This is a genomic window from Bradyrhizobium sp. CB82, from assembly GCF_029714405.1.
Lineage (GTDB): Bacteria > Pseudomonadota > Alphaproteobacteria > Rhizobiales > Xanthobacteraceae > Bradyrhizobium.
Window position 1 is genome coordinate 6,187,831 of record NZ_CP121650.1, and the last position, 24,106, is coordinate 6,211,936.

20 protein-coding genes and 1 pseudogene are annotated in these 24,106 nt (G+C 64.5%); 11 read left to right on the forward strand and 10 right to left on the reverse strand.

Annotated features, from left to right (window positions below; genetic code table 11):
* Positions 1–17 precede the first annotated feature (17 nt).
* The 6 genes and pseudogenes from QA640_RS30100 to QA640_RS30125 all read left to right on the forward strand — a co-directional run bounded on the left by QA640_RS30100 (position 18) and on the right by QA640_RS30125 (position 6,351).
* The gene (locus QA640_RS30100) at positions 18–728 is read left to right on the forward strand and encodes a DUF1028 domain-containing protein (protein WP_283036491.1); all 711 of its coding nucleotides are present in this window, start codon (positions 18–20) and stop codon (positions 726–728) included.
* Positions 725–1,714 carry an ABC transporter ATP-binding protein gene (locus QA640_RS30105; protein WP_283036492.1) on the forward strand — a complete coding sequence of 330 codons (990 nt, stop codon included), beginning with the start codon at positions 725–727 and terminating at the stop codon, positions 1,712–1,714. Before QA640_RS30100 ends, QA640_RS30105 begins: the two co-directional genes overlap by 4 nt.
* Positions 1,714–2,820 carry a dipeptide ABC transporter ATP-binding protein gene (locus QA640_RS30110; protein ID WP_283042926.1) on the forward strand — a complete coding sequence of 369 codons (1,107 nt, stop codon included), beginning with the start codon at positions 1,714–1,716 and terminating at the stop codon, positions 2,818–2,820. The genes QA640_RS30105 and QA640_RS30110 overlap by 1 nt, the downstream gene beginning before the upstream one ends.
* 37 nt (positions 2,821–2,857) lie before the next feature.
* Positions 2,858–4,364 (forward strand): annotated as a pseudogene (locus tag QA640_RS30115) (ABC transporter substrate-binding protein).
* Between the two features lie 154 nt (positions 4,365–4,518).
* Positions 4,519–5,460 carry an ABC transporter permease gene (locus tag QA640_RS30120; RefSeq protein ID WP_283036493.1) on the forward strand — a complete coding sequence of 314 codons (942 nt, stop codon included), beginning with the start codon at positions 4,519–4,521 and terminating at the stop codon, positions 5,458–5,460.
* A 3-nt stretch (positions 5,461–5,463) separates the two neighbouring features.
* Positions 5,464–6,351: an ABC transporter permease gene (locus QA640_RS30125; protein WP_283036494.1), complete on the forward strand. Its 888-nt coding sequence runs from the start codon at positions 5,464–5,466 to the stop codon at positions 6,349–6,351.
* Here QA640_RS30125 and QA640_RS30130 read toward each other — a convergent pair whose 3' ends face one another.
* From QA640_RS30130 to QA640_RS30175, 10 genes are all read right to left on the reverse strand, one after another.
* Positions 6,352–7,095, reverse strand: coding sequence for a hypothetical protein (locus QA640_RS30130; protein ID WP_283036495.1), 744 nt, complete (start codon positions 7,093–7,095; stop codon positions 6,352–6,354).
* An 8-nt stretch (positions 7,096–7,103) separates the two neighbouring features.
* On the reverse strand, positions 7,104–8,357 hold the full coding sequence (locus tag QA640_RS30135) for an adenylate/guanylate cyclase domain-containing protein (RefSeq protein ID WP_283036496.1): 1,254 nt from the start codon (positions 8,355–8,357) through the stop codon (positions 7,104–7,106).
* Positions 8,354–8,743, reverse strand: coding sequence for a response regulator (locus tag QA640_RS30140; protein WP_283036497.1), 390 nt, complete (start codon positions 8,741–8,743; stop codon positions 8,354–8,356). The genes QA640_RS30135 and QA640_RS30140 overlap by 4 nt, the downstream gene beginning before the upstream one ends.
* A complete protein-coding gene (locus QA640_RS30145; RefSeq protein ID WP_283036498.1) occupies positions 8,740–11,337 on the reverse strand; it encodes an ATP-binding protein in 2,598 nt (865 codons plus the stop codon). The genes QA640_RS30140 and QA640_RS30145 overlap by 4 nt, the downstream gene beginning before the upstream one ends.
* 53 nt (positions 11,338–11,390) lie before the next feature.
* On the reverse strand, positions 11,391–12,371 hold the full coding sequence (locus tag QA640_RS30150) for an ABC transporter substrate-binding protein (protein ID WP_283036499.1): 981 nt from the start codon (positions 12,369–12,371) through the stop codon (positions 11,391–11,393).
* Between the two features lie 110 nt (positions 12,372–12,481).
* Positions 12,482–15,577, reverse strand: coding sequence for a MexW/MexI family multidrug efflux RND transporter permease subunit (locus tag QA640_RS30155; RefSeq protein ID WP_283042927.1), 3,096 nt, complete (start codon positions 15,575–15,577; stop codon positions 12,482–12,484).
* Positions 15,578–15,649: 72 nt separating this feature from the next.
* The gene (locus QA640_RS30160) at positions 15,650–16,840 is read right to left on the reverse strand and encodes an efflux RND transporter periplasmic adaptor subunit (protein ID WP_283042928.1); all 1,191 of its coding nucleotides are present in this window, start codon (positions 16,838–16,840) and stop codon (positions 15,650–15,652) included.
* Between the two features lies 1 nt (position 16,841).
* Positions 16,842–17,528, reverse strand: a complete 687-nt coding sequence (locus QA640_RS30165) for a TetR/AcrR family transcriptional regulator (RefSeq protein ID WP_283036500.1) — start codon at positions 17,526–17,528, stop codon at positions 16,842–16,844.
* A 122-nt stretch (positions 17,529–17,650) separates the two neighbouring features.
* Positions 17,651–18,241, reverse strand: coding sequence for a thiamine pyrophosphate-dependent enzyme (locus QA640_RS30170; protein WP_283036501.1), 591 nt, complete (start codon positions 18,239–18,241; stop codon positions 17,651–17,653).
* Positions 18,238–18,777, reverse strand: coding sequence for a thiamine pyrophosphate-binding protein (locus QA640_RS30175; RefSeq protein WP_283036502.1), 540 nt, complete (start codon positions 18,775–18,777; stop codon positions 18,238–18,240). Before QA640_RS30175 ends, QA640_RS30170 begins: the two co-directional genes overlap by 4 nt.
* Before the next feature lie 104 nt (positions 18,778–18,881).
* Here QA640_RS30175 and QA640_RS30180 point away from each other — a divergent pair, with 104 nt between their 5' ends.
* The 5 genes from QA640_RS30180 (at position 18,882) to QA640_RS30200 (ending at position 24,070) form a co-directional block, all read left to right on the forward strand.
* Positions 18,882–20,114, forward strand: a complete 1,233-nt coding sequence (locus QA640_RS30180) for a cytochrome P450 (RefSeq protein ID WP_283036503.1) — start codon at positions 18,882–18,884, stop codon at positions 20,112–20,114.
* An 18-nt stretch (positions 20,115–20,132) separates the two neighbouring features.
* Positions 20,133–20,807, forward strand: coding sequence for a potassium channel family protein (locus QA640_RS30185; RefSeq protein ID WP_283036504.1), 675 nt, complete (start codon positions 20,133–20,135; stop codon positions 20,805–20,807).
* A 79-nt stretch (positions 20,808–20,886) separates the two neighbouring features.
* Complete coding sequence (gene rocD / locus QA640_RS30190) at positions 20,887–22,101, forward strand: ornithine--oxo-acid transaminase (protein ID WP_283042929.1); 1,215 nt, start codon at positions 20,887–20,889, stop codon at positions 22,099–22,101.
* Between the two features lie 129 nt (positions 22,102–22,230).
* A complete protein-coding gene (locus tag QA640_RS30195; protein WP_283036505.1) occupies positions 22,231–22,557 on the forward strand; it encodes a hypothetical protein in 327 nt (108 codons plus the stop codon).
* A 124-nt stretch (positions 22,558–22,681) separates the two neighbouring features.
* A complete protein-coding gene (locus QA640_RS30200; protein WP_283036506.1) occupies positions 22,682–24,070 on the forward strand; it encodes a Spy/CpxP family protein refolding chaperone in 1,389 nt (462 codons plus the stop codon).
* The last annotated feature ends 36 nt before the right edge of the window (positions 24,071–24,106 follow it).

Consider the following 24,106-nt stretch of genomic DNA (forward strand, 5'->3'; position numbering starts at 1 on the left):
AGGACTGCGAGCACGACATGACCTGGTCGATCATCGCGCGAGATCCTGCCAACGGCCAGTTCGGCATAGCGGTCGCGACGCGTTTCTTCGCCGTCGGCGCGCGCGTACCCTTCATCGCCGCTGGCCTTGGCGCCATCGCAACGCAAGCTTTCGTCAATCCTTATTATGGCATCGACGGCGTCAAGCTGTTGCGCGAAGGCCTGAATGCGCATGACGTGCTCGCAGCGCTGCTCGCGACCGATGATGGCCGCGAAAGCCGCCAGGTCCACGTCATGGACGCCAGCGGTGAGGTCGCGGCACATACCGGCCGCGACTGCGTCGACTGGTGCGGACACACGGCGGGAAGCGGCTTCTCCATTGCCGGCAACATGCTTGCCGGTCCCGACGTCCTCAGCGAGACGGCAAAGACCTACATCGCCAATGACAGCCTGCCCTTCGCGCGCCGCCTGCTGGCGGCGATGCGCGCCGGCGAAGCCGCCGGCGGCGACAAGCGCGGCAAGCAGTCTGCTGCACTGCTCATCCATGGCGAGGAGGAATGGTCCGCGCTCGACCTGCGCGTCGACGATCATCCCGATCCGCTTGCCGAGCTGGCACGGCTCGAGCAGGTCAGCAACGAGCTCTGGGTGCATTTCCGCGACTCGCTGCCGACGCGCCAGAACCCGGCCGGGATCACCGATCGCGCCGTGATCGATGCCCGCATTGCGGCGGCCCGCACGACAGAGCAATGAGCGCGGCGCCCCTCATCGAGATCGAGGGCCTGCGCGTCCGCTTCCGCGGCGACGACGGCCGCATCACGCACGCGGTGGACTGCGTCGATCTCAGTGTCGCCAACGGCGCGACGCTCGGCCTCGTTGGCGAATCCGGCTGCGGCAAGAGCGTGACGTCGCTTGCGATCATGGGACTGTTGCCGAAGCAGACCAGCGAGGTCACCGGCAACATCCGCTTCGATGGTGTTGATCTCCTGCAAACCTCCGACCAAACCCTGCGCGACCTGCGCGGCAACCGGCTCGCGATGATCTTTCAGGAGCCGATGACCTCGCTCAATCCGAGCTTCACCATCGGCGACCAGATCATCGAGACGATCCTGCGCCACCGTGGCGGCTCAAAGAAGCGCGCGCGCGAGCGGGCGATCGAGCTGCTCCGCCGCGTCCATATCCCCTCGCCCAAGCGTCGCATCGACGAATATCCGCACAAGCTGTCCGGCGGCATGCGCCAGCGCGTGATGATCGCGATGGCGCTGGCCTGCGACCCCCGCCTTTTGATCGCCGACGAGCCGACCACGGCGCTCGACGTCACCTTGCAGGCGCAGATTTTGGAGCTAATGCGCGAATTGAAGGCGGCGAGCGGCGCCGCCATCATCCTGATCACCCATGACCTCGGCGTCGTCGCCGAGGTCTGCGACGAGGTGGCGGTGATGTACGCCGGCGAGATCGTCGAGCGCGCGCCGGTGGACGAATTGTTTGCTTCGCCGCAGCATCCCTACACCGTCGGCCTGCTCGGCTCGATCCCGCGCCTCGACCATCGCACCGAGCAGCTTGCGACCATCGAAGGCATGGTGCCGAACATGGCGCAGCCGCCGGCCGGCTGCCGCTTCGCGGCAAGATGCCCGTTCGTGCTGGACGCCTGCACGAAAGCACCGCCGCCACTCGCGGAAGTCAGCTCGGGCCACCTCTCGCGCTGCATCCGCGCGCCGCTCGAGCAACTGGTGTCGTGATGGCGCTGCTCGAGGTCGAAAATCTGGTCAAGCACTTCGTCGCCGAGCGCTCGCTGCTCGGCCGGCCCAAGGTCCTCGTCAAGGCAGTCGATGGCGTGAGCTTTGCACTCGAAGCCGGCAAGACGCTGGCGCTGGTCGGCGAATCCGGCTGCGGCAAATCGACCGTCAGCCGGCTGGTGCTGCGGTTGATCGAGCCGGATGCCGGCAGCGTTCGTTTCGAAGGTCGCGATCTGCTCGCGCTCGACGCCACTGCTCTGCGCGCCTTCCGTCGAAAGGCGCAGATCATCTTTCAGGATCCTTACGGCTCGCTCAACCCGCGCATGACGGTCGGCCAGATCCTGACAGAGCCGCTGGCGCTGCATGACCTCGTCCCGCCATCGCGCCGACGCGAGCGCGTCGCGGAATTGTTGCGGCTGGTCGGCCTGGAGCCTTGGCTGGCGCGCCGCTATCCGCACGAATTCTCCGGCGGCCAGCGCCAGCGCATCGCGATTGCCCGCGCGCTCGCGGTCGAGCCCAGGCTGATCATCTGCGACGAGCCGGTCTCGGCGCTCGACGTGTCGATCCGCTCGCAGATCCTGAACCTGCTGCGCGAATTGCAGGACCGGCTCGGCCTCGCCTACATCTTCGTGTCTCACGACCTTGCGGTGGTGAAGCATATCGCCGACCATGTCGCCGTGATGAATCTCGGCCGCATCGTCGAGACGGCCGAAGCCGATGCGCTCTTCGCCGCACCGCGCCACCCCTATAGCCGCGCGCTGCTATCCGCAATTCCCCTGCCGCAGCCGCACGCCAAGCGCAGCGCCATTGTGCTTCAGGGCGAGATGCCGAGCGCGCTCAATCCGCCCGCAGGCTGCCACTTCCACACCCGCTGCCCGTTCGTGATCGACCGCTGCCGCAGCGAGGCACCGCTACTTTTGGCTGATAGCAGCGGCCATGCCACGGCATGTCACCGCGTCGCGGAGCTGCCCCCCGCCGACGCCATCCTGCCCGCCCCGCACGCTTTGTCGCCGGCGCTTGCGAAATTGGTTGCCGCCTTCAGCCGAAAGACGGAAGGCGCTGGCCCCTCCGGGGTTGGTATACAGGATGCACCGGCAACACCGAGCTAGCCGCCAGCCATGTCAGAGAAGCCTTGGGGATGATGCAATGAAGATGTTCCGCCTCGCGGCCACCGCCGCCATGTTACTGGTGTCACTCGGCGTCGCACAGGCCCAGACCACGCTGCGCATTGGCCTCGCCGAGGACCCTGATATCCTCGATCCGACCATGGCGCGCACCTATGTCGGCCGCATCGTGTTCTCCGCATTCTGCGACAAGCTGTTCGACATCGACGAGAAGCTCAACATCGTGCCGCAGCTCGCGCTGTCCAGCGAGACCGCGGACGACGGGAAGGCACTCGTGATCAAGCTTCGGCCTGGCGTGAAATTCCACGATGGCGAGCCGTTCGACGCGGAGGCGGCAAAGTTCTCCCTCGAGCGACATCTCACCTTCCCGGGTTCGTTCCGCAAGCCCGAGCTCGCCTCGGTGGACCATGTCGAGGTGATCGATCCCCTCACCATCAGGCTGGTGTTGAAGGCGCCGTTCTCGCCGCTGCTCGCACAGCTCACGGATCGCGCCGGCATGATGGTGTCGCCGAAAGCGGCCAAAGCCGAAGGTGACAAGTTCGGCCTGCATCCGGTCTGCGCCGGTCCCTACAAATTCGTCGAGCGCGTGCAACAGGATCGCATCGTGTTCGAGAAATTCACCGACTATTGGAACAAGGACAACATCTTCATCGACCGCGTCGTGTTCCAGCCGATCGTCGATGCGACCGTGCGGCTTGCCAATCTGAAATCCGGCGGGCTCGACCTGATCGAGCGCGTGCTCGCGACAGATCTGAAGGATGTGCGGGCCGACTCGCGGCTGAAGGTCGCGACAGCAATCGAGCTCGGCTATCAGGGCATCACGCTCAACATCGGCAAGGACCAGGCCAAGGGACCGCTCAGCCAATCCGCCAAGGTGCGCCAGGCGCTCGATCTTGCGATCGACCGCGACGCCATTAACCAGGTCGTGTTCAACGGCGAATTCCAGCCGGGCAACCAGTGGGTCATGCCGGATCACCCCTATTATCAAAAGGCGTTTCCCGTCCCTGCCCGCAATGTGGAGAAGGCCAAGGCCCTGCTGAAGGAAGCCGGCGTGACGCCTCCGGTCAGAGTCGATTTTGGTGCCGAAGGGCGCAGAAACCGAGACTCCGGCACAGGTGATCCAATCGATGGCTGCAGAAGCCGGCTTCGACATGAAGATCCGCGTCACAGAGTTCGCGACGGGGCTCAAGCAGGCCGAAGCCGGCGACTATCAGGCCTACATGCTTGCCTGGAGCGGCCGCGTCGATCCCGACGGCAACGCCTACATCTTCCTGCATAGCGACGCCCCGCAGAACTACAGCGCGTGGAGCAACGCGCAAGCCGACAAGGCGCTCGAGGATGCGCGGCTCGTCACCGATCCCGACAAGCGCAAAGCGATCTATGAAACCTTGGCCAAGCTGGTTCAGGAGGACGAGCCGATCCTCTATCTCTACCACCGCCGCATCATCATCGCCCATACGACCAAGCTTGAAGGCTACAAGCAGATGCCGGACGGTCTCGTACGCGTCGTCGGCCTCAAGCTGAAGTGACGGTAGTGAGCAAGTTCTCCTGTCCCGGACGCATTGCAGCGCGCCAGCGGCGCAATGCTGATCGGGGATCCACAGCTGCGAACCGCGATCCATGGGTCCCGGTTCAACAGCGCAACATTGCATGTTGCGCTGCGCCCGGGACACGGGAGTGTGCATGCTGAACTTCCTCGCCCGCCGTCTCGCGCAGATCGTGCCGACGCTATTCTTCGTGTCGGTGCTGATCTTCTCGCTCCAGCAACTCCTGCCGGGCGATCCGGCACTGGTGATGGCCGGCGAAGAGCGCGATCCTGCCGTGATCGCGCAGATCCGCCGGCAATACCGGCTCGATCAACCGATTCCCGTCCAATACGCCTATTGGGTGAAAGGGGTTCTGACCGGCGATCTCGGCGAGTCCTTGCGCAACAAGATGCCGGTGCGCCAACTGATCGCACAGAAGCTTCCCGTGACGCTTCAACTCGCATCGATGGCGATCCTGATCGCGTTCCTGATCGGCATTCCCGCCGGCATCATCTCGGCAGTCAAGAAAGGCAGTGCCTGGGACTACGGCGCCAACCTGTTTGCGCTATGGGGCATCTCGACACCGAACTTCTGGCTCGGCATCATGCTGATCTTCCTGTTCTCGATCGAGCTCGGCTGGTTGCCGGCCTCCGGCTACGTGCCGCTGACGGAGGATTGGCGCGCGAGCCTTGCCGCGACCATCATGCCCGCCTTCGTGCTCGGCAATGCCATCGCCGCGATCCTGATGCGGCATACGCGGAGCGCCATGCTTCAGGTGCTGGAGAGCGACTATGTCCGCACCGCGCGCGCCAAGGGCCTCCTGGAGCGCTCGGTCATCCTCAAGCACGCCATGCGCAACGCGCTGACGCCGGTGATCACGCTCGGCGCGCTCGAGCTCGGCACGCTGCTCTCGGGCGCGGTGCTGACCGAGCAGATCTTTTCCATTCCCGGCTTCGGCAAGCTGATCGTGGATGCCGTGTTCAACCGCGACTACGCGGTCGTCCAGGGCGTCGTGCTGGTCACCGCAACGATCTACATCACGCTCAACCTGATCGCCGACATCGCCTACATCCTCGTCGACCCGCGGCTGAGGGGCTAGGCCATGACCGACGCCGTGCTCTCGGCCAATCCCACCACTGATACGCGCGAGCTCGACAGTCCCGCACGCCGCGCCCGGCGGCGCCTGTTCAAGCGCAAGGCGGCGGTCGCGGGACTCCTCGTGATGACGGCGTTCATCCTGCTGGCTCTGCTGGCGCCGCTGATCGTTCCCTTCGATCCCGTCGCCACGAGCTGGAGCCTGGTGCGCAAGCCGCCCAGCGCGCTGCACTGGTTTGGCACCGATGAGCTCGGCCGCGACATATTGAGCCGGGTCGTCTACGGCGCGCGCGCCTCGCTGCTCGCCGGCGCCATCTCGGTCGCAATCGCGCTTGGCATCGGCGTGCCGCTCGGCCTGCTCGCCGGCTACCGGGGCGGCTTCACCGACGCGCTGATCAGCCGGATCACCGATGCGATGCTCGCGTGCCCGTTCCTGATCCTCGCGATCGCGCTCGCGGCGTTCCTGGGCCCGAGCCTCGGCAACGCCATGATCGCGATCGGCATCTCGGCGACGCCGGTGTTCATTCGCCTGACCCGCGGGCAGGTGCTCAGCGTCAAGGCCGAAGACTATGTCGAAGCCGCGCGCGCGCTCGGCAACCCGTCCTGGCGCATCGCATTCGCGCATATCCTGCCGAACATCCTGCCGGCGCTCCTGGTCCAGGCGACGCTGTCGATCGCCGCGGCGATCATCGCGGAAGCCGCGCTGTCCTTCCTCGGCCTCGGCCAGCAGCCGCCGGCGCCGTCCTGGGGCAGCATGCTCAACGCCGCCCAGCGCTTTCTGACACAGGCGCCGTGGATGGCGATCTGGCCGGGCCTTGCAATTTTCCTGGTCGTGCTGTCCCTGAACCTGCTCGGCGACGGCCTGCGCGACGCGCTCGATCCGCGCCAGCGCTAGCTAGAGCATGACTTCCCGCACCACGCGCCGGCAATCCATCTCGAATTCGAGATCGACCACCGGCGGGCGCGCGAAGTGCCAGGTCAGGCCGGAGCGCAACGCGCCGCGACGCACCAGCTCGTCGGCCAGCGCGTGGTGGAAATCGCGGATCGAATAGGCCTGCACCGCCGTCGTCTCCTTCCAGCCAAAGCCGAATGCCGCAAGGCGACTCTCCATCTGCGAGGTGGTGAAGCGGACCTTTTCCGTGATGCCCTCCGGGCTGAGGTCGCGGTAGCGCACGGTGCGCTCGATATAACTGCCGCTTCCCTCCCGCGCCTCGGCGCCGCCTGCGATCACGAAGGTCGGCGTGCTCGACCGCGTCGGGCGCGTGAAGGAGAACGCATGGAATGAGGGCTCGGCGGGCGGATCGATCTCGGGACAGACATTGCTGCGCGCCACCGGATTGGTGGTGCCGTCGAAGATGCCCCACTCGGACAGTGTCTTGACGTAGTGCAGATTGAAGTTACGGAAGCCCTCTTCCGTGAACGCGGCCGGCGAGCGCAGCTCGCAGGCGCAGAACGCAGTGAGTGGCCGTCCCGCCTCCCGGATGAATTTTGCGGCCGACGCAAATCCCTCCGCCAGCGGCGCCAGACGATCGAAGCGAACGCGCTCGATCTCGTAGCCGGGATCGGCGGCGGCGCCAGCCGAATACTGGAACACGGACGGGATGAAGCGATAATTGCCGGCTGCGAATTCGCTGGTCATTTCGACCCCTATTCCAGTTGCATGCGCACGCCCTTGGCGCCGTTGAGCAGGCGCTTGAGGTGGAATCCGGCTAGCGCATCGTCGGCGTGCATGCCGACCAGAGCGGCGAAAGCCGGCATGGCCGCGACGTCGCCGGCTTCCAGTTTGGCGAAGGCTTCGGAATATTGCGCCGTCAGAGGCGTTTCGAATCTTGCCGGCGGGAGCGGCTCGAAGGCGCGCAGCGGCTCGCTGCGGCCGCGCAGCATGAGATCGCCCACTGGTCGGCCTCGAAAATTCGCAGCCGCCTTGGCGATGGTGGCGCTGACGCAGATGCGCGTGCCCAAGTGCTTATTGGCTGCTTCCAGCCGCGCCGCCGTATTGATGGTGTCGCCATAGGCCGTGTAATCGAAGAAGCGGCTGCCGCCGAAATTACCGACCAGCGCGGGCCCGGCATGGACACCGATGCGTGTCGTGCCGAAATTGACGCCCTTGTCCTTGCAGCGCTGGCGAAAGCCTTCGGCCCATATATCGAGATCGTGGGCGCAGGCGACCGCACGCGTCGCAAAGTCCGCTTGATCCCCGGGGGCGTTGAACAGCACCTGGATGGCGTCGCCGATGATCTTCGCGACGGTGCCTTCGTGTTGGAACACGATGTCGGTCATCCCGCCGACATACGCGTTGAGAAGCGCGCCCAGCGTTTCCGGCGCCGCACTCTCGACTAGCGTCGTGAAGCCGGTGATATCGGTGAAGATGGTCGCGACGTCGCGCCACTTCACCTCCATGCCGTCGCTCTCGCCGCTCACCGCAGCCAGACGCTTGGCGATCTCGGGCGAGAAATAGCGCGACAGCGAGGCGTGGGCGCGCTCGGCCTCCAGCTGGCGGCGCCGCGCCTCGCGCAGCGTCTCGACGTGGCGGATGGTCTTCTGGATCGTGGTCTCCAGATCCACGAAATCGATCGGCTTGGTCAGGAAGTCGAAGGCGCCGCGGTTCATCGCGGTGCGGATGTTGCTCATGTCGCCATAGGCCGACACGATGATGGTCGACTTCTTGTCCTCGGCCTCCTGGAGCTTCTGGAGCAGCGACAGCCCGTCCATCCGCGGCATGTTGATGTCGGACACCACCAGATCGACATGCGGATGCAGCTCGATCGATTGCAGCGCCTCGACGCCATCATGGGCAAACATGAAGCTGACGAGTCCCTCGCGGATCTGCCTGCGAAACTTCTGGAGGACCAGCGCCTCCAGATCGGGCTCATCATCGACAAAGAGAATCGTGGATGTCATGCCGCTTGCTCGAGCCTGGTGTCGATCTCTTGCCGCAGCAGCGCAAAATCGATCGGCTTGGTTAGAAGCCCGACCGCGCCGCGCTCGATTGCCTTGCGCCGTGTTTCCGCATCGCCGTAGGCCGTGATCATGATCACGGGCACATCGGGCCGTTCCGCGCGCACCTTGGGCAGCATGTCGAGCCCGCTCATGCCGGGCATGTTGATGTCGGAGAGGATCAGGATCAGCGAGGGATCGCGCACGGCGACTGCGCGCTCGATCGCCACCGGTGCGGAGGGCGCGAACTCCATCTGGAAACGGCCCGCGCGCAGGTCGCGCCGGAACTGCTGGCGAAACAGCGCCTCAACGTCGGGCTCGTCGTCGACGACAAGGATATAGACGTTCAAGTCCTGCCTCCGGTATTGCCTTGTGCTGCCAGCGTGCGCGGCAGCGTGATGATGAATTCGGTGAATGCACCCGGCTCAGAATTTACGTCGATCATGCCGCCATGCTGTTTCACCACGATGTCGTGACTCATGGATAGGCCAAGCCCGGTTCCCTCGCCGGCCGGCTTGGTGGTGAAGAAGGGATTGAACATCTTTTCCTTCACCTCGGGCGGGATGCCGGTGCCGTTGTCGCGGATCCTGATTTCGACCCTGTTGCCGAGATTGCTGGTTGACGCCCTCAGCGTCGGCTCGAACGCACCGCCCTCGCTCTCCTTGCGCTTGGTCGCGGCATAGAATCCGTTCGAGATCAGGTTGAGGAAGACGCGGGTGATCTCCTGCGGATAGATGTCGAGCATGCCGGCGGCCGGATCGAGGTCGCTCTTGAGCGTGATGTTGAAGCCCGGCTTTTCGGCACGCGCGCCGTGATAGGCAAGGTTGAGGCTCTCCTCGACGAGCGCATTGATGTCGGCCGGGCGACGCTCGCCCGACCCTTCGCGCGAATGCAAGAGCATGTTCTTGACGATGGAATCGGCGCGCTTGCCGTGCTGCACCACCTTTTCAAGATTACCCCTGAGCATATGGGTGAGCTCGGCGACCTCCTCCTTGGCCTTGTCGTCGAGGCCGGCTCCTTGCAGCACCTCGTTGAGCTCGTCGATCAGCTCCGTCGACACCGAAGAGAAATTGTTGACGAAGTTCAGCGGGTTCTTGATCTCGTGCGCGATGCCGGCGGTGAGCTGGCCGAGCGAAGCCAGCTTCTCGGTCTGGATCAGGCGGTCCTGCGCGGTGCGCAGCTCGTCGAGGGATTGGGAGAGCTCGCTGGTGCGCTCACGAAGCTGCTTGAGCAGTCGAGCGTTCTCAATCGCAATGACCGCCTGATTGGCGAAATTCTCCACCAATGCGATCTGCTTATCGGTGAACGCGCGAACCTCCCGGCGAAAGATCGTTATCACACCGACCAGCTCATTCTCCCGCAATAGCGGCACCATGAGTGTCGTGCGCGCGCCCCCGACATCAGCAAGCAAGACCGCCATCTCGGATCCGGCACGATAGGCAGCGCCTTCGCGAACGTCGAGGACCTGGGCAACCTGATGCGTCCTGGCAACCTCGGCAAGGCCGCTCTCGGGATGTGGAGCAATCGTGGGCTGCCGCCTGGCTGCAAATTCCGGGGGCAGATTGTAATCTGATACCAGATTGTATCGCTCTCCGTCCCAGAGATCCATGACGCCAAAGCTTGCACCGCAGACCCGCGTTGCATTCTCCAACATCTTGTTGAAGACCGGTTGCAGTTCGCCGGCGGACGAACTGATAGTCTCCAGAACCTCCGAGGTTGCCGTCTGCTGCTGAAGAGATTCGCTCAGTTCCGCCGTGCGCTGTTCGACCTTCTTCTCCAAATCCGCGTAAGACTCCTGCAAGCGCGCGCCCATGTCGTTGAACTGGTTGGCGAGCCCTTCCAGCTCGTCGCCCGTCCTGATCGAGATGCGCTGCGAGAAGTCGCCGCCGCCGATGCGCTCGGCGCCGGTGCGCAGTGCCTGGATCGGGCCGACCATGCGCCGCGCCAGGAAAATCCCTGCGAGCACCGCGAAGATGGATGCTGCGAGCAGCACGATGGCGAGACGCTGCAGGGAGGCATAGAGCGAGGCATAGGCCTCCTCGACCGGAAGCTCCACGAACATGGTCCAGCCCAGCGGCGCGATCGGCGCCGACGCGGTCAGCACCTTCTGTCCCTGGATATTCGTCGCCTCCTGCAACGCATCAGGCATGGTGCCGCCACCGCCTTGGGCGGCGCGCACCTGCTCGAGGCCTGACATGTCGGTGTTGCGCAGAACGAGGCTGATGTCGGGATGGGCGATCAGACGTCCTTGCGAGCCCACTACAAAAGCGTGGCCGTGCTCGCCGACCTTGATCTGCGAGACGACGTCCCAGATCAGCTTCAGGTTCACTTCCGCGATGCTGACGCCGGCGTCCTTGCGTGTGCCGGCCAATGCCAACGTCATATAGGGCTCGGACTCCCGGCGGAAATACACCGGCCCGTAGTAGACCTTGTGCGCGACAGCCTCGGTGAATTTCGCGTCGTTCGACAGATCGATTCCGCTGTCGACGACATCCATGGCGAGACGCGAGACGCGCAAGCGCTCCTTGCCGGTCGAATCGACCTGGGCGAGTTCGGTGATGGCCGGAACCTGGCGCAGCAGCCGCAGCGCATCGAAGCGGCGCTGCTCGATCGAGCCGGCAGACCACGGCAGTTGCGTGGTCCAGCCAAGCTGGCTCTCGATCTCCTTGACGAACTGGCTGATCTTGGCGGCCGCCGCCTCGGCCTGCTCGCGCTGAACGCGGATCAGCGCGGCCTTGTGCTCACGATAATAGAAGAACACCTCGAAGAGACCGTTGGCAAGCAGCGCAACGGCCACCACAGCCACGAACAGCCCGACATATTTGGTGAACAGCCGGGTCCGGACCCCGGATCGCGGGCCCTTCCCGGAAGCGGCATCGCTCGCCATTGCGCTACCGGGCAGCGACCGGCCCTGCGGCGTATCGGGATGGAGGGAAATACTCATCCCGCAAACCTAGCAAGAAGGCCGGGGCTTGTCTCTTGCCGCAGTGCACAAGGCTACTCGATCACTTCGTCGGCGAGCGCCAGCAAGGTCGGTGGAATCTCGAGTCCGGTCGCCTTCGCCGTCTTGAGGTTGAGCACGAGGGGATAGCGGGTCGGCTGCTCGAACGGCAGATCACCGGGGTTCGCGCCGTTGAAAATGCGAGCGACCAGCGCGGCAGCCCGCTCGAAGGATTCGGACAGGTCCGGTCCGTAGGACATCAGACCGCCGTCGCGCACGAGGTCATCATTTTCGTAGATCGCCGGCAGCTTCCGGACGATGGCGAACTCGAACACCCGCTTGCGGTTGAGAATGGTGAGCGCGTCCGCCACCATCAAGATGCCGTCCGGCAAATCGCCGTTCATCACGGAGAAAGCCTCGTCGAAATCGTCAGGTTCGCGGACGCCAAGCGCCTGCACCGTCAGTCCCAGCGCCTGGGCGGCCTTCGCTGACGCCTGATAGCGCATGGTCATGCCGAGATCGTCCTTGTTCCAGAGCATGGCGACCTTGGTCAGTTTCGGCGACATCTCCTTCAGGAGCGCCAGCCGCTTGGCACTGAGCGTCGCCGCGACGTCCGAAATGCCAGTGATGTTGCCGCCTGGATGGGCAAGGCTCTCGATGAGCCGGGTCTCGACGGGATCGCCGATGCCGCTGGCCGCAACTGTCGGAACGCCCACCGCCTTGGCGGCCATGGCCGTCGGATAGCCTATGATCACGATGGCATCGACGCCCCTGGACTTCAGTTCGGCGACCAGCGAGGGGAGCTTTGCGACATCGCCGGCCGCGCCGCGAGGCTCAAGGGTCAGATTCTGACCGAGGCGAAACCCACGCCCGCCAAGCGTCCCGATCAGGATCTTGCCGCGCGGACTGGTCTCCGCAATCGGCGCGATCGGGGTCAGTGTGCCGAGATGGTAGGTCCGGCCGCCCTGAGCCGCCGCCGAGCCAGGCCACAACAGCGAAGCGCAGCCGAGCCCCCCGAGGAATTCGCGCCGCTTCATTTTGCCTTCCCTGCTCTGGCGCAACAGCGCGCCGCGCAAGTCTAGCACAGGACAAGAAAAAAGCGGCAATGGCGATGCCATTGCCGCTTTGCATCTTCGATCGAACGGCCTCAGGTCGGCCGCAGCGCGCTGGAGCCGATATCCAGCGCCTTGATCTGCTCGTTCCGCTCGGATTCGGTCTTGGCGCGGTGGTCGGTCGCGAGCACCACGTAGACCGCCGGCAGCACGAACAGCGTGAACAGCGTGCCGATCGACATGCCGGCCACGACCACGAGGCCGATCGAGAAGCGGCTCGCCGCACCTGCCCCGGTCGCCGTCAGCAGCGGGATCAGGCCGGTGACCATCGCAGCCGTCGTCATCAGGATCGGCCGCAGACGGATGCGGGCCGACATTTCGATGGCCGAACGGCGATCGAGCCGTTCGTTGATCTGGAGCTCGTTGGCGAACTCCACCATCAGAATGCCGTGCTTGGTGATCAGGCCCACGAGCGTCAGCAGGCCGACCTGGGTGTAGATGTTCATCGTCGCCGCGCCGAAGAACAGCGGGATCAGGGCGCCGACGATCGCCATCGGCACCGAGATCATGATGACCAGCGGATCGCGGAGGCTCTCGAACTGCGCCGCCAGCACCAGGAAGATGATGATCAGCGCGAAGCCGAAGGTGACCGCGAGCTGGTTGCCTTCCTGCACATACTGCCTGGAGTCGGCGAGGTAGTCGTGGCTGAAGCCTTGCGGAAGCTTCTTGGCCTCGGCTTCGAGGAAGTCGACCGCAGCGCCGACGGTCACGCCGGGCATCGGCACGGCCGAGAAGGTCGCCGAGTTGAGCTGATTGTAGTGGGTCAGCGCATTCGGATCGGTCGAGGTCTCGATCGACACCACCGTCGATAGCGGCAGCTGCTGGCCGGTGTTGGTCGTGACGTAGAAGCCATCGAGCGACTCCGGCGAGAGCCGCTTCTCGCGCGGGACCTGCGGGATCACCTGGTAGGAACGGCCCTCCAGGTTGAAGCGGTTGATGTAATTGCCGCCGAGCAGCACCGCGAGCGCGCCGCCGACATTCTGCATGTTGATGCCGAGGTCCTGGGCCTTGGTGCGATCGACTTTGACCTTCACCGTCGGCTGGTTGTAGGCGAGGTCGCTGTCGGAGACGATGAACATGCCGCTCTTGCGCGCGGCGTCCTTCAGCTTCTCCATCTGCTCATAGACGGCCTGGAATCCGGCCGTCGAGTTGATGACCATCTGCACCGGCAGGCCGCCCGGCCCACCCGGCAGCGGCGGCAGGTTGAAGGCGAAAGCCTGGACGCCCTCGATCTTGGAAAGCTCGGCTTGCACCAGCGGCTTGAGCTGGATCGACGAGCGCTTGCGCTCATCCCAGGGCTTCAGCAGCATGCCGGCGATGCCGTTCTGCGGACCGTTGATGCCGTTCAGCGCGAAGCGCAGGTCGGTCTCGGGGAAGCTTTGAAACTTCTTGTCGAGCTTGTCGCCATAGAAATCGAGATAGTCGATGTTGGCGTATTTCGGCGCCTTGATCACCGAGAACACGATACCCTGATCTTCCTCGGGTGCGAGCTCCTTCGAGGTATGCATGTAGAGGAAGCCGACGAGACCAAGGATCGTCACCGCGAAGAGGCCGGTCACCGCCTTGTAGTCGAGCGAGCGGTCGAGCCGGCGGCCGTACCAGCGCGTCACGGCGCCGAACACCTTGTTCACCAGCTTGGCGAACCGGCCCTCTTCAGTGTTCTTCAGAAGCACCGAGCACATCATCGGCGACAGCGTCAGCGCGATCACGCCCGACACGATCACCGAACCCGCGAGCGTGAAGGCGAACTCGCGGAACAGCGAGCCGGTCAGGCCGCCGAGGAAGCCGATCGGGGCGTACACGGCGGCGAGCGTGATGGTCATGGAGATGACGGGACCGACGATCTCGCGCGCGCCTTGCAGCGCAGACTGCACCGGTGACTTGCCCTCCTCCAGATGGCGGTGGATGTTCTCCACCACCACGATGGCATCGTCGACCACGAGACCGATCGCGAGCACCATCGCGAGCAGCGTCAGGAGGTTGAAGCTGAAGCCCAGGGCCAGCATCAGCGTACACACGCCGATCATCGAGAGCGGAATGGTGACGACGGGGATGATGACCGAGCGGAACGACGCCAGGAACAGGAAGATCACGACGATGACGATGATCACCGCTTCGCCCAGCGTCTTCTCGACCTCGTCGATCGAGGATTGGATGAACTTGGTCGAGTCGTAGGCGACCTTCATCTTCATCGAGGGCGGGAGATTACGCTCGAGCTCGGGGAACAGCGCGCGCACGCCCTTCACGAGGGTCAGCGGGTTGCCCTGCGGTGTTGCGTTCACGCCGATGAAGATCGCGTGCTCGCCGTTGAAGGCGACGCTTGCATCCGTGCTCTGGGCCGCAAGCTCGACGGTTGCGATGTCCTCCATCCGGACGAAGCCACCGTCCTTGGCCTTGACGATTAACTTCTTGAACTGGTTGACGTCGGTCAGGCCCGTGTTCGTCGATATGTTCGAGACGATGAGGTAGCCCTTGGTCTGGCCCGCCGCGGACTGGAAGTTGTTGGCGGTGATCGCAGCCGCGACATCGCCCGGCGATACGTTGCGGCCGGCCATCTTCACGGGATCAAGCCACAACCGCATCGCAAAGGTCTGGCCGCCCAGGATGTCGGCGGACGCCACGCCATCGACGGTCGACAGCACCGGCTGCACCACGCGCGTCAGATAGTCCGAGATTGCCGAGCCCGAGAGTTCCTCGGAGGAGAAGCCGATATACATCACGGCCGTGGTCTGGCCGGTGGTCTTGGTGACGACCGGGTCGTTGGACTCCTTCGGGATCAGGTATTTGACCGAGTTCACCTTGGCGAGCACCTCGGTGAGCGCCTGGTTCGGGTCGAAGTTCAGCTTGATGTAGACCTGGATCGTCGAGGTACCCTGCACGGACGACGACGTGATGTAGTCGACGCCCTCCGCGGAGGCGACCGCCTGTTCGATCGGCGTGGTAATGAAGCCCTGGATCAGGTCGGCGGACGCGCCGGGATAGGAGGTCGTGACGTTGACGACCGTGTTCGACAGTTTCGGATATTGCCGGATCGGCAGCACCATCGCAGCACGCAGGCCGATCAGGAGGATCAGCAGGCTGACGACGACCGACAGGACCGGGCGCTTGATGAAGATATCGGTAAAGGCCATCGCGGCGATCTCGAATTCGTTTTGCTTGAGTGGCGTGACCCGGCCGGCAGGCCGGATCACGCGAACGCGTCGTCAGTAACGCGGCGGTTGCGCGGGAACGGCCGGCGTCGGATCCGTCGAGATCGCGACCGACGCCCCCGATTGCAGCTTGAGCTGACCGACGGCGACGACCTTGTCGCCCGGTTTCAGACCCTTGAGGATCTCGACCCGTCCTTCGACGCGATTGCCGGTCTGCACGAAGGTGCGCACCGCGGAGAGGCTTGTCTTGCCGTCCTCGCCGTGCTTTTCCGTGATCACGAACACGGAGTCGCCGTAGAGCGTGTAGTCGACCGACGTTTCGGGAACGGTGATCACGGGCGGCTTGTCTGGCAGCACCACCGTGGTGGTCACGAACATGCCGGGTTTCAGGATCTTGTCCGGGTTCGCAATCGTCGCCTGGACGCGGATGTTGCGCGTGTCGGAAGCAATCTGTGGCTCGATGGTCGTGATCTTGCCCTCGAAGATGCGGCCCGGATAGGCGTCGACCTTTAGCCGCACGACCTGGCCGACCTTGAGATTGCCAGAGTCCTTCTCCGTCACCGTGAAGTTGGCCCACAATACAGAAAGGTCCGTCAGCGAGACGATGGCCGTACCTGCGGTGAGATACTGACCGACCTCGACCTTGCGCACGCCGAGATCGCCGGAGAACGGAGCCCGCACCAGCTTCTGCGAGATCAGCGCCTCGGTCTTGGCGATGCCCGCCTGCGCCTGGTCGTAGGCGGCCTGCGCCGAATCCACGGTCGCCTGCGGACCGAACTGGCGCGAGGCGAGCTGCTTGGCGCGGTCGAGCGATAGCTGCGCAACCGTCGCCTGCGCCTTGAAGTTGGCAAGGTCGCCCTGCTCCGGCGCGTCGAACAGCTGCACCAGCGGCGTGCCTTCCTCGACATGCGCGCCCGGCTCGAACTTGATCTCGGTGACACGGCCGTTGACGTCGGCGGTGACGTTGACCTGATGCACGGCGGCGAGCTCGCCGACCGCGGTGAGCAGGTTCGGCACCACCTCGGACTTCGCCTCGGCGGCGCTGACGCTCACCGGCGGCGGCTTGTTGTTGGCGAAGAACTGCTTGATCATCTGGCCACGGAAAGAATTGAACCAGACCAGCCCGCCGACGAGTGCGCCGAGCAGCAAACCGACAATGATGAACCAGCGCACCGGCCTGACCGGGCGCTTGGGCGCCTTGTCGATTGGTTCGCCCGATATTTTGTGTTCAGCCACGATGTTCATGTCATGCACTTTCTGCAATCGTCGCCTCGCCGGCACCCGGCGCCAAACCGTGGCCCAGATGCGAAGCAATTGCGGCGTCGTTAAGTCCGATACCTCTCAGGAGAAACTCACAGAGCTGCCGCTCCAGATCGTTCGCTTTGCCGTAAGCGAGGCAGGGCGTAGCCGGCAGCCTGGTCAGCGCAGCCGTCATCGCCGCGTGATGCGCGAACCAGAACAGGTTGAGCGGATCCGTTGCGCAGGGCCTCGCATCGCCGGCTGCGACCGCGCGCTCCAGCGAGGCGACGAAGACCGCTCCGATCAGATTCTCGATCTTGGCATATAGCAGGCGGGCGAATTCGCCATCATCCAGATGGCTCGTGACCATCAGTCGCAGGCGCTGCGCCTCCTCCTGATCCGGTCCTTCAGCGATCTGCACGAAGTGCTGGACCATGCCGCGGATCAGTTCGACCAGGGTTGCGGTCGACGGCTCCCGCTCCAGAAGCTCCATCAGCGCCGGATCGGCCTCGCACTCGTCGCTGAGGATTTCGGCGTAGAGCGCCGCCTTGGACGGGAAATGCTTGAACAGCAGCGCTTCGGAAATGGCCGCGGCGGCCGCCACGCTCTTGGTCGTGGTGCCGCTATACCCGTGACGGGCAAAACAACGTTTGGCGGCACCGAGGATGAGTTGCCTCCTCAGGTCGCTCGTCATACGCAATGAGCTCATGCTAGTGAGTAAGCACTCACCCACGCAAAAGTCAAGTAGTATGCTGCGATGCAACCAAAATGCACTGCCGATTCAGCGGATATCGCCCCTCAAGGTGCTGGACCTAGCTAGATCGGCGGGAAGCCGAGGTCGCCGCGCAGCCGGTTGACGATGTAGGTGCCGTCGCGCGTAGGCAGGATCCGGGCCAACTCGGCGCTGTCGATCTTCACATTGGCAAAACGGGGACCGGCCGAGACGTCATGGACGGACGCGGCGAAACTCTCGACCTCCGCCATGCTGGAGATCGCCCGGCTGTCGTGGATGCCGCAGGCCTTGGCAACGCCGACGAGATCGGCGGCGGCCGAGGTGTGGCTGGTCTGGCCGCCGGTCTCGCCATAGCGCTCGTTGTCCAGCACCACGATCGAGAGGTTGGTGGGCTTCTGCAGTCCGATGGTGGCAAGGCTGCCCATCCCCATCAGCATCTCGCCGTCGCCGGTGATCACCAGCACCGGCAGCTTGGGCTGGGCCAGCGCCAGACCAAGGCCGATCATCGCGGCGCCGCCCATGCCGCCCCAAAGATAGAAGTTGCGCGCATGGTCACCGGCGGCGGTGATGTCGTTGGTCGAGGCCCCTAAGCCACCGATCGCGACCACATCCTTGCGGTTCGCAAGCAGCGCGGCGACGACCTGACGACGATCGAGCAGATTGGTCTTGCTCATTTCGTGAAAACCTTGGCGCCGATCAGGCGCTGCGACAGGAGAACGGCGGTCGGCGTCAACGCGTTGTAAGCCTGGGCTGCGGCGGCCTCTAACACGGCCGGCACTTCGGCGGCATGCGATGCGCGCAGCGCCTTAACGCCGGCGAGTTCGAACACGCCCTGTGTGGTCGATCCCATCGGCACCTGCCAGGGATTGAACTCGCCCCATTCGCCGCGCATCGTCACCAGCGTGAGGAACGGGAAACGCAGGATCGGGATCAGCGACAGCATGTTGATGCAGTTGCCGACACCGCTCGACTGCATCAGCAGCACGCCGCGCTGTCCGCCGGCCCAGGCGCCGGCGAGCAGCGCCACGCCCTCCTCTTCGGTCGTCAGCGGAATGCCGCGCATGGCGGAGGATGCGAGCACGCGCCTGATGAGTTGGGAGTGTCCGGCATCCGGCACATAAGCCACCTGGCGGACCTCGAAACGCTCCAGGACCGCGAAGATCTCGTCAGGCCATGACGGCGGAGCATCGGCATCAGTGCGTGCGTGCATTTTGGTGTCCAGTCGGCTAGCAAGTCGGAAGAAGTCTAGACGGACGCATGCGTCGTTCGAAGAACAATAACGGCATATCGGCTTTAACCGGTGAGTATGGCGGGATGAACGCACACGCGAGAGAGCTGGCGGCGAGCTTCGATCTGGAGCGGTTGACGCCCGAATTCTACGACAACCCCTACCCGACCTATCGTGCACTGCGGGAGAACGAGCCGGTCAAGCGCCTGCCGAACGGCACGGTGTTCCTGACGCGCTATGACGATCTCGTCACCACCTACAAGAACACGAGATCGTTCAGTTCTGACAAGAAGAAGGAGTTTGCGCCGAAATACGGCGCCTCGCTGCTCTACGAGCACCACACCACGAGCCTCGTCTTCAACGATCCGCCCGCCCATACCCGCGTGCGGCGCCTGATCATGGGCGCGCTGTCGCCGCGCGCGATCGCGAGCATGGAGGGCGACCTGGTCGCGCTGGTCGACCGGCTGCTGGACGCCATCGCGGCCAAAGGCGACTGCGAGCTGATCGGCGACTTCGCCGCCTCCATTCCCATCGAGGTGATCGGCAACCTGCTCGATGTGCCCCATGACGAGCGCGAGCGGCTGCGCGACTGGTCGCTGGCGATTCTGGGCGCACTCGAACCCGTCGTCTCGCCAGACGCTTTTGCGCGCGGCAATCAGGCGGTGAAGGATTTCCTTGCCTATCTCGAGACGCTCGTCGCGCGGCGCCGCCAGAAGCCCGGCAATCCCGAGCGCGACGTGCTGACGCGCCTGATCCAGGGAGAAGGTGACGGCGAAGACAATGGCGAACGGCTGACCGAGACCGAGCTGCTGCACAATTGCATCTTCCTGCTCAATGCCGGCCATGAGACCACCACCAACCTGATCGGCAATGGCCTCGTGGCCCTCGATCGTCATCCGGACCAGAAGCAGCGGCTGATCCAGAACCCCGACCTGATCAAGACGGCAGTCGAGGAGATGCTGCGCTATGAGAGCTCGAACCAGCTCGGCAACCGCATGACCACCGAACCGGTGGAACTCGGCGGCGTGATGCTGTCAGCCGGCACGTCGATCACGCTGTGCATCGGCGCTGCGAACCGCGATCCCGCGCAATTTCCTGATCCTGAAGTCTTCGACATCGCGCGCACGCCGAACCGGCATCTCGCCTTCGCCACCGGCGCGCATCAATGCGCCGGCATGGCGCTGGCGCGGCTGGAAGGCGCGATCGCGATTTCGCGCTTCCTGGCGCGCTTCCCGAACTATGCCTTGAGCGGCCAACCGCTGCGCGGCGGACGCGTCCGCTTCCGCGGATTTTTGAGCGTGCCATGCGCGATCGGCTGATACGTGGCGAGGACTCACATGAGTATCGAGAGCTTGCGTAAGCGCTGGGGCGATCCCCTCTTGACGGCACTGACGGGACTTCTAGTCGTGATGATGTTCGTCGTTGCACCGCTCCAGGCACTCGGGATCTTCGCCTTTCAGGTGTCCGAGCTCGTGCTCGCCCTGCTGCTCGTTTGCGGGATCTTCATCATTTCCGGGAGTCCGATCGCGGTCGGCGCGATGCTGCTCGCACTCGTCATGATCGTCACCGGCGCCGTCCTGCGGTTCCACTCGCCCTCGCTGCTAGACCTCAACCTCTTCGCCGGCGCGTGGTTCATCGTCGGCGTCACGATGGCCTGGGCGGTGGCGCGCGCGACCTTCGCGCCCGGACGCATCAACTATCATCGCGTCGTCGGCGCCGTTCTGCTCTACCTCACGGTTGCCGTGATCTTCGCAGCCCTTTTCACCTTCGTCGGGTCGCTCGTGCCGGAAGCATTTTCCGGCATGAAAGTGGAGGATAGTCCGGCGCTGGCAAGCCAGGTGATCTATTTCAGCTTCGCGACCATGACGACGACCGGCTACGGCGACGTCTCGCCCGTGCATCCAATCGTTCGCAGCCTTTGCAATCTCGAAGCCATATTCGGACAGCTCTATCCGGCCACCTTGCTCGCGAGGCTGGTGACGCTGGAGCTCGAGCACCGCGATACGGAGTAAGGCGGCCGCCCGCGGATTTTTGAACGACTCGCGCAATATCGGTTAGACTGCGCGAGGCAGACGAGCTGGAGTGACGAAGATGAACCTGTCGGTCACTGATTTCCTGGCAACGGAAGCGCGCCTCGGCACCTATAACTACGAGCCGATCGGGGTCGTCCTGTCGCGCGGCGAAGGCGTTTGGGTTTGGGATACCGAAGGCAACCGTTATCTCGATTGCCTCTCCGCCTATTCGGCGGTGAGCCAGGGCCACTGTCACCCCAAAATCCTGGCGGCGATGGTGGAACAGGCGCACCGGCTGACGCTGACCTCCCGCGCCTTCCACAACGACCAGCTCGCCCCATTCTACGAGGAGATCGCGGCGCTGACCGGCTCCCACAAGGTGCTGCCGATGAACAGCGGCGCCGAGGCAGTCGAAAGTGCGATCAAGTCGGTGCGCAAATGGGGCTACGAGGTCAAAGGCGTGCCGGACGGCCAAGCCGAGATCATCGTCTGCACCGACAATTTCCACGGACGCACGCTGGGTGTCGTCGGTTTCTCCACGGACATTGAGACGCGCAAGCACTTTGGGCCGTTCGCACCGGGCTTCAAGATCATCCCGTTCGGCGACGCCGCGGCGCTGGAGGCAGCGATCACGCAAAACACCGTTGCCTTCCTGGTCGAGCCGATCCAGGGCGAAGCCGGCGTCATCATTCCTCCTGCCGGTTATTTCACGAAGGTGCGCGAGCTCTGCACCGCCAGCAACGTGATGCTGGTGCTCGACGAGATTCAGACCGGGCTCGGCCGCACCGGCAAGCTGCTCGCCGAACAGCACGAAGGTATCGAGGCGGACGTGACGCTGCTCGGCAAAGCCTTGTCCGGCGGCTTCTATCCGGTGTCGGCGGTGCTTTCGAACAACGAGGTGCTCGGCACGTTCAGGCCCGGGCAGCACGGCTCGACCTTCGGCGGCAACCCGCTCGCCTGCGCGGTCGCGCGCGCGGCAATGCGCGTGCTGATCGAGGAAGGAATGATCGAAAACGCGGCCAAGCAGGGCGCGCGCTTTCTCGAAGGCCTGAAAGACATCCGCGCCAACACGATCCGCGAGGTGCGCGGGCGCGGCTTGATGCTGGCGGTCGAACTGCATCCCGAGGCTGGCCGCGCGCGCCGCTACTGTGAGGCGCTACAGGCCAATGGCATCCTCGCCAAGGATACCCATGAGCACACGATCCGCATCGCTCCGCCACTGGTGATCACCGGTGATCAGGTCGACTGGGCGCTGGAGCGGTTCGCCACCGCCCTCACGCAGGATTTCTCTTGAGACTGGCCTGCGTCGGAACACCGCAAGGCCGGCGGCAGTCAACAAACGAACGATTTCGTCACCTGCGCGTTGAACAGTTGCGGGCGACTGGGACGAGCGTGGAGTTGCGATCATGCTTCCGCGTGGCTCTTGCCTTTCGGCATTCTTGGTTGGTGTCTCGATGATCGCGGCGAGCCTGAGTGCGTCCGCCCAGGACCACCATGGACGGGGTGGTGGGCCGCCGGCACCGGCCGCACGCCCAGCCGCACCACCTGCACCACCTGCGATGGCTCGCCCGGCGGCGCCGCCTGCCATGGCGCGCCCCGCCGCACCGGCGTTCCATCCACCGGCGATGCCGCAGCGACCCGCGATGGCACCACACCCGGCGCCTCACATTGCCTCACCACCGCCGCGTCCGACCCCGCATATCGCTGCGCCGCCGCACGCGGCCCCGCACGTGGCCGCCCCGCGGCCTGAATTCCATAGGGCGCCGGCAGCGCCACAACGTCCGGCCATGGCACCGCGGCCGACGCCGCATATCGCAGCCCCCTCACGCCCAGCGCCACCGGCCGTGAGCGCGCGGCCGTCGCGACAGGAGCAGATGGAGCAGCGCGCGCAACAGCATCAGCAGCAGATCCAGCAGCGTCAGCAGATGGTGCAGCAACGGCAGCGCGAAGCGCTGTCGCGCCAGAGCGCGGAACGTCAGACCCGCATCGATCGGCTGCAACAGCGCGTACAGCAATTGCAGTCACAGAAACCGGAAGGCCAGCGGGCGCAACGCGCCCAGGAGCGGATGCTGCAGACACAGAACCGACTGCTGCAACGCGAACAGCGTTTGCAGCAAGGTGATCAGGCGCGCCTGCAGCGGCTGGGGCCTGAGCCCACCACAGTTGGGCGAGCCGCCACTGCTGCCGCCGTGCAGGCGGCCCAGCGCGGGGGATTTGCGGAGCGATTCCGCGAGCAGGCCAATCCGCAAAGCCAAGCGGCGCTGGTCACACGGCAGAGCGGCTGGGCTCCCCGGCAGGCATGGCAGCACCGCCATCCTGCGGTCTTTCTGGCGTGGCTGGGGCCGGTGTTCTGGCCGTATGCCTATTCGGACATTTTTGACTACACGTTCTGGTCATACGCGTACGAGCCCGGCTACTGGGCCTATGCCTACGACGACTTCGTCGACACCGTGTTCTGGGGCGGGGATGGTGCCTATTCCGCCTATGCCAGCACCAACCCGTATGACTATCCGCAAACCGGTGGCGGCTACCGCGCGCGGCGGGGCTCCAGCGCAAGCCCGCAGGCGCTACGGCAATTGTGTGACGCTCCGGACAAGGGTGTAACCGCCTGGCCGATCGCGTCGATCACGCAGGCGGTCCGGCCGACGCCCGAACAGCGCAGCCTGCTCGACGACTTGAAGGCCGCGGCGGCACAGGCTGCCGATGCATTCAAGCAATCCTGCAACGATTCCTATCCGCTGACGCCACCCGGCCGCTTGCGCGCCATGACGAACCGCGTCAGCGCCACCCTCGAGGCGGTGAAGATCGTTCGGCCGGCGCTCGAAAAATTCTATGGTTCGCTCAGCGACGAGCAGCAGGCGCGTTTCAACGCGCTTGGTCCCAATATCGGCGAGCCTTCGCAACAGCAGCCTCAGCAACAGGAAGCGAATGCTCAGCCCGGGGGCTGCGGCGATCCCAAATCAAGCCTGACGCAGTTGCCGATCGAACGCATCGATGCCGTCGTACAGCCGGCTGGCAAACAAAAGGAAGCGCTCGACCGCCTCAGCGACGCGACCAAACAGGCGGTTCAAGCACTGCAAGCTGCCTGCCCCAATGATGTGGCGTTGACACCCGTCGGACGGCTGGAAGCCATGCAGAGGCGTCTCGAAGCCATGCTGGAGGCGGCCAGTTGGGTGCAGCCCGTGTTGGACGAATTCTATGCGACGCTCAGCAGCGAGCAGAAGGCACGCTTCAACACGATGTCCCGGACGGCAAGCCAGTGACAGACGTGGCATAGCCGAAGTTCTGGCTGCCCGAGG